This window comes from Streptomyces sp. KR55 (genome assembly GCF_052245645.1).
Lineage (GTDB): Bacteria > Actinomycetota > Actinomycetes > Streptomycetales > Streptomycetaceae > Streptomyces > Streptomyces flavusporus.
The window spans coordinates 1-4,939 of sequence record NZ_JBQQCE010000602.1 but is presented as its reverse complement, the minus strand read 5'-3'; the positions used below and the strand labels follow the sequence as shown (position 1 = coordinate 4,939).

Sequence of the window (4,939 nt, the reverse complement as noted above, 5' to 3'; positions counted from 1 at the left end):
AACCTCCTCAGCAGATCGGCATGCGCCGCGGCCAGCCGCTCCGCGGTGGAACGCACGCGGCTGCCCTCGTCGTGCAAATGCCGGCGTACGGCTTCCAGGGCAATTTCCTCAGGCCGACGACCGCATGCGTCCGCGAGGTCGTCGAGGGCCTGCCGGAGGTCCGGAGCGATACGGAGAGTGAGCTCTTATATGCGAGGAGGATAGGGGCCACGGTCACGCGGCGGCGATCGGTTAACGGCTCACCGCTCCCGCAACCGCGTACTCACCCACGCCCCCACCAACGCCACCCCCGCCATCGGCAGGAACACCGCCGCGAAGGCCGCCGGATGCGAACCGGACGCCTCCGTAGCCGTATGGCTCACCGTGCCGCCGCCCAGGGCCGCGAAGGCCGCGCCGCCCGCCGAGAGGAGGACCACATTGGACAGACCGTCGGAGATCTGAAGAGCAGCGGAGTTGGTGCCGGCCTCCTCGGGGGCGGAGAGGTGGAGCAGCAGGACGCTGGTGGAGGAGATCACCAGGCCCATCCCGAAGCAGCCGAAACCCCAGGCGACGGCCACGATCCACACCGGCACAGAGTCGATGAGCACGCTCGGCACGGTGGCGATCGCCGCGGCGACCAGCACCATCCCGAGCGTCATCAGCCGCTCCCGGTACGGCTCCAGTCGCGCCCGGGACTGCACCCACGAACCCAGCGCCCACGTCCCGCCCCCGGCCGCGAGCGAGAACCCGGCGAGCGTCGGCGACAGCCCCCGCTGGGTGACCAGCATCAGCGGCACGAACGACTCGGCCGCGATGAAGGACCCCGCGGCGACCCCGCGCAACAGCACCACGGACGGCAGCCCGCGTGCCGCCCGGTACGTCCCACGCGGGAGCAGCCCGAGCACCGCCGGCACGAGGAGGGCGGCACCCGCGATGCCGGGGACGAGGGAGAGGGGCCGCAGATCCTGCGCGGCGTACTGCAGCAGCCCGGCGCCGAGGGAGATGCCGAGGGCGAGCCGGATGCGACGCCGGCCGAAGGAGGCGCCGTCCGCCGAGTCATCGACGGCCCCGGACGCCCGGCGTCGTATCTGCGGCAGCGCCAGTGCCAGCGGAAGGACGACGAGCACCGGGATCCCGACGAACACCCAACGCCAGCCGAGGTGTTCGGTCACCGTCCCCGAGGCGAGCGGTCCCACGATCGACGGCACGACCCAGGCCGCCGCGAACGCCGCCATGATCGCCGGCCGCAGCCGCTCCGGGTAGGCGCGGCCCACGACGACGTACAGCGCGACGATCACCAGCCCGCCGCCGAGCCCCTGCACCGCCCGTCCGAGGATGAACGGCCACATCGCAGCCGCGGTCCCGGACAGCAGCAGCCCCGCGGCGAACGCCGCGATACCCGTGGTCAGCGCGCCGAGCGGGCCGCGCCGGTCCGACCACTGACCGGCGAGCACCATCCCGAACAGGCTGGTCGTGAAGTAGCCCGAGAACGCGAACGCGTACAGCGACACACCGTCCAGCTCCCGCGCCGCGACCGGCATCGCGGTCCCGACCGCCGTCGCCTCGAAGGCGATCAGCAGCACCACGGAGACGATCCCGACGCTGAGCGCCCGGTAGGACCGGCTCAGCACACTGTCGCCGTCGGATTCCGACGGGACGGTGCGGGCGTCTGCGACGTCGGTGTCGCGGGGGTCCAGGGCAGCCATGTACGCCAGCGTAAGGGGCACAACCTGATGTGACCCCTGTCAGGAGACGGTGGTGGTCTCAGCCCATGGTCGTAGGCCCGCGGCCCCTTCCTGAGCTTTCATGAACGCCGTATGGCAGTCCCATTGCAGCACCCTGGCTTGCCTTGAGGCCCACGCCAGCCCGCCCTACCTTCGAATCACACGGCCGTGTGCCCGAGTGGTTGAGGGGCTCGCCTGCAAAGCGAGTTACGCCGGTTCGAATCCGGTCACGGCCTCCAGTTCAGCTTCCCTTTCACAGCACCCCACCCGCCTCGTCCTGGAACAGCTCCGTCCAGTAGTGCCAGCCCGACCGGTCGACGGCTCCCGTCGGATCGACCCGCCGCAGCACGTCGATCATCGTCGCCGCCAGCTGGTCGTACGCCTCCGTCGTCAGCTCATGGTCCGACTCCTCGTCGATCGCCTTCTCCCGGTGCAGCAGCCAGAGGGTGAAGGCCAGCGTGGAGACGTCCGTGTTGAGGGCGTACAGCCTCGCCTCGGGTTCGTTCCAGTTCAGCACCTCGCCCGTCGCGCCGTCGACGACCAGGCTGTTGTCCTCGATGAGGTATCCGAGGCGTATCAAGTGGTCGGCGCGGGTGGGGAGTTGCTCGGTCGGGTAGTCGCCGGGGCGCTCGTCCGCGTAGTACTCGGTCAGGGTCGGCAGTGGGACGTCCGTGTCCAGGGAGAAGAGGAAGCCGTCCTCGGGCAGGCCCGTCTCGCGCAGGAAGCGGCGGGTCGGTTCGTGGGTGAGCGTGGCGGGGAAGTCGACGTCCTCGAAGCGGGCGACCCGGCCCGGGCCGAACTCCTGGTCCAGCAGGCGGGCCGGCAGGTCGAGGGTGAGGCCGGATGCCGTACCCGGGCCCGCCACCAGGGCGAGGGGGCGGATCAGTGCCGCCATCCGCCAGAACGGCGGCACTTCACCGTCCGGGCCCGTCTCCTCCTCGAACACCGCCAGCAGTTGCCGTGACGCCTGCGCCACCACCTTCGGCCCGAAGCGGCCCGCGTAGGCGGCGAACTGGCCGCGCAGCTGGGCCAGTTCCTCCGTCGTCGACGCGAACCGCACCAGCGTCCGCAGCGACGGAGCGAGCGGGCGGGTGTCCATCAGGTCGGGGCGGTCGTGGAAGAAGTACGTCGTCGAGACCTCGCCCGTCGCGCCGTCGAGCAGAACCGACTCGCCCTCCAGGCCGTCGGGGACCAGGAATCCGCCTATGACCAGCTGTTCGCGCAGCTGGGTCGCCAGGCGGTCGGGGTCGCCCGTCGAGTCCGCCACCGTGCGCAGGCCGTCGTTGCGCAACGCCTCGAACGTCAACAGCCCGCTGTCGCCCGGCAGTCCGGGACCCGTCAGCCAGCGGCGCGTCGGCGCATGCGTGACGTACGGATCCAGCTCGTCCTCCGTCAAGGTGATCATCGCCGGAGCGGCATCGATGGTGCTCATGGTTCCCCCGCGCATGGTTGTCCCCAGGGTGACGCCGGTCGTCCGTGCCTTCCGGCACCGGCCGTCCCCACTGCCCAGAACACTACGCGGCACCACTGACAATCGCTCCGACCTGCGCAAACAGCGAGCGAACAGCGTCCGTCGGAGAATCAGCGGCTGCGGGTCACTGTGCCGTCACCACCGCCGCCTGCGGGCGGATCGGCAGTCGGTTCACCGGGCGGCCCGTCGCGGCGCGTACGGCCGACGCGATCGCCGCCGGGGACGCCACGACCGGCACCGCACTGGCCGCCTTCGCGCCGAAGGGGGCGACCACGTCGCGTTCCTCGACCAGCTTGACGATCCGGATGTCGGGGGCGTCCAGGGCGGTCGGCAGGGCGTACCCGGTGAGGTCGGGATGCCGTATCACTCCGCGCGGGGTGCGCAGGTTCTCCGTGAGGGCGATGCCCACGCCCTGGGTGACGCCCGCCTCGATACGGGCCGCGAGCTGCGCCGGGTTCAGTACCCGGCCGACGTCCTGGGCGACCGCCAGCTCCACCACCCGTACGGAACCGAGCTCGATGTCGACGTCGACCACGGCGCGGATCGCGCAGAAGGCGAGCCCGACGAAGGCGTCGCCCTGGCCGGTGGCGTCGAGCGGTTCGGTCGGGTGCGGGCGGCACTGCGCGGTCGCCCACAGTTCCTTGCCGTCCATCGCCTCGGTGACGGTGGTCGACAGAACTCCGTCGTACGACGTGATCTTGCCGTCGGTGATCTGGAGCAGCTCCGTGGACATGCCGAACTTGTGCGCCAGCGGCTGCAGCAGCTGCGTGCGGACCATCTTCGCCGCCCGCTCCACCGCACCGCCCGACACCCATGTGTGGCGGCCGCGGCAGCCCGCGCCGGCCGGGGGCTGGTCGGTGTCCACGGGGGCCACGTGCACCTCGTCGATGCCCAGCGTCTCCTGGACGATCTGACGCGCGAGCGTGCTGAAGCCCTGGCCGGTCTCGACGGCCGCACAGAGCACCGTCGCCACGCCGTCCTGGACCTTCACCGTCGCCGTGGAGACCTCGTCGGCGCCCTCCGCGCCGAGCATGTGCACCATGCCGAGGCCGTATCCGACGCCGCGGCGCACCGCGCCCGGTTCGCCCGCGCCCTCGGGGCCGCCGGGCAGCAGCCACTCGTCCTCGGGCGTGTCCTTGGGCAGGGCCGGCAGGGGGAAGTCCCGTACGGCCTGGAGGAGTTCCGCGACAGGAGCCGGGCACGTCACCGTCTGGCCCGTGGGGAGTACGTCGCCCGTCGCCATGACGTTGCGCAGGCGCAGCTCCGCCGGGTCGACGCCCAGCTTCTTCGCCAGCTTGTCCATCTGCGCCTCGTAGGCGGCGGCCACCTGCATCGCGCCCTCGCCGCGCACATGGCCGGAGGGCGGGTTGTTGGTGCGCACGGCCCAGCCCTCGATGAAGGCGTTCGGAACGACGTACGGGCCGCAGGCGAAGGAGACGGCGGCCGCGAGGGCGTCCGAGGAGGTGTCGGCGTACGCGCCCGCGTCCAGCAGGATCTGCGCCTCGACCTTCACCAGCTTGCCCTCGGCGTCCGCGTGGTGGCGGTACCTGAGCAGGGTCGGATGCCGGTGCGCGTGGCCCAGGAAGGACTCCTCGCGCGTGGCGGTCAGTTTCACCGGGCAGCCGGTCTTCAACGCCAGCAGGCCGAGCGGGAGTTGGAAGCCCTGGTCCTCGCGGTCGGCGGTGGCGCCGGGCACACCGGTGACGACGACCTTCACACGCTCCGGTTCCAGGCCGTAGCAGGCGGCGGCGGTGTCGCGGTCGGT

The 4,939-nt window shown here is 71.6% G+C and carries 3 protein-coding genes and 1 tRNA gene; 1 reads left to right on the top strand and 3 read right to left on the bottom strand.

Annotated features, from left to right (window positions below; genetic code table 11):
- Positions 1 to 239: 239 nt before the first annotated feature.
- The gene (locus tag ACTWQJ_RS46365) at positions 240 to 1,685 is read right to left on the bottom strand and encodes an MFS transporter (protein ID WP_443312398.1); all 1,446 of its coding nucleotides are present in this window, start codon (positions 1,683 to 1,685) and stop codon (positions 240 to 242) included.
- A gap of 182 nt (positions 1,686 to 1,867) precedes the next feature.
- Here ACTWQJ_RS46365 and ACTWQJ_RS46360 point away from each other — a divergent pair.
- Positions 1,868 to 1,942, top strand: a tRNA-Cys gene (locus ACTWQJ_RS46360).
- A gap of 14 nt (positions 1,943 to 1,956) precedes the next feature.
- Here the strand turns inward: ACTWQJ_RS46360 and ACTWQJ_RS46355 are convergent.
- The gene (locus ACTWQJ_RS46355; RefSeq protein ID WP_443312397.1) at positions 1,957 to 3,135 is read right to left on the bottom strand and encodes an SUKH-4 family immunity protein; all 1,179 of its coding nucleotides are present in this window, start codon (positions 3,133 to 3,135) and stop codon (positions 1,957 to 1,959) included.
- A gap of 163 nt (positions 3,136 to 3,298) precedes the next feature.
- The coding region (locus tag ACTWQJ_RS46350; RefSeq protein WP_443312396.1) for a xanthine dehydrogenase family protein molybdopterin-binding subunit at positions 3,299 to 4,939 on the bottom strand (1,641 nt) is incomplete at its 5' end.

Bases quoted from the DNA above. Each gene is read 5' to 3' on its own strand.
- ACTWQJ_RS46365 (WP_443312398.1), bottom strand. From the start codon at position 1,685: ATGGCTGCCCTGGACCCCCGCGACACCGACGTCGCAGACGCCCGCACC.
- ACTWQJ_RS46355 (WP_443312397.1), bottom strand. From the start codon at position 3,135: ATGAGCACCATCGATGCCGCTCCGGCGATGATCACCTTGACGGAGGAC.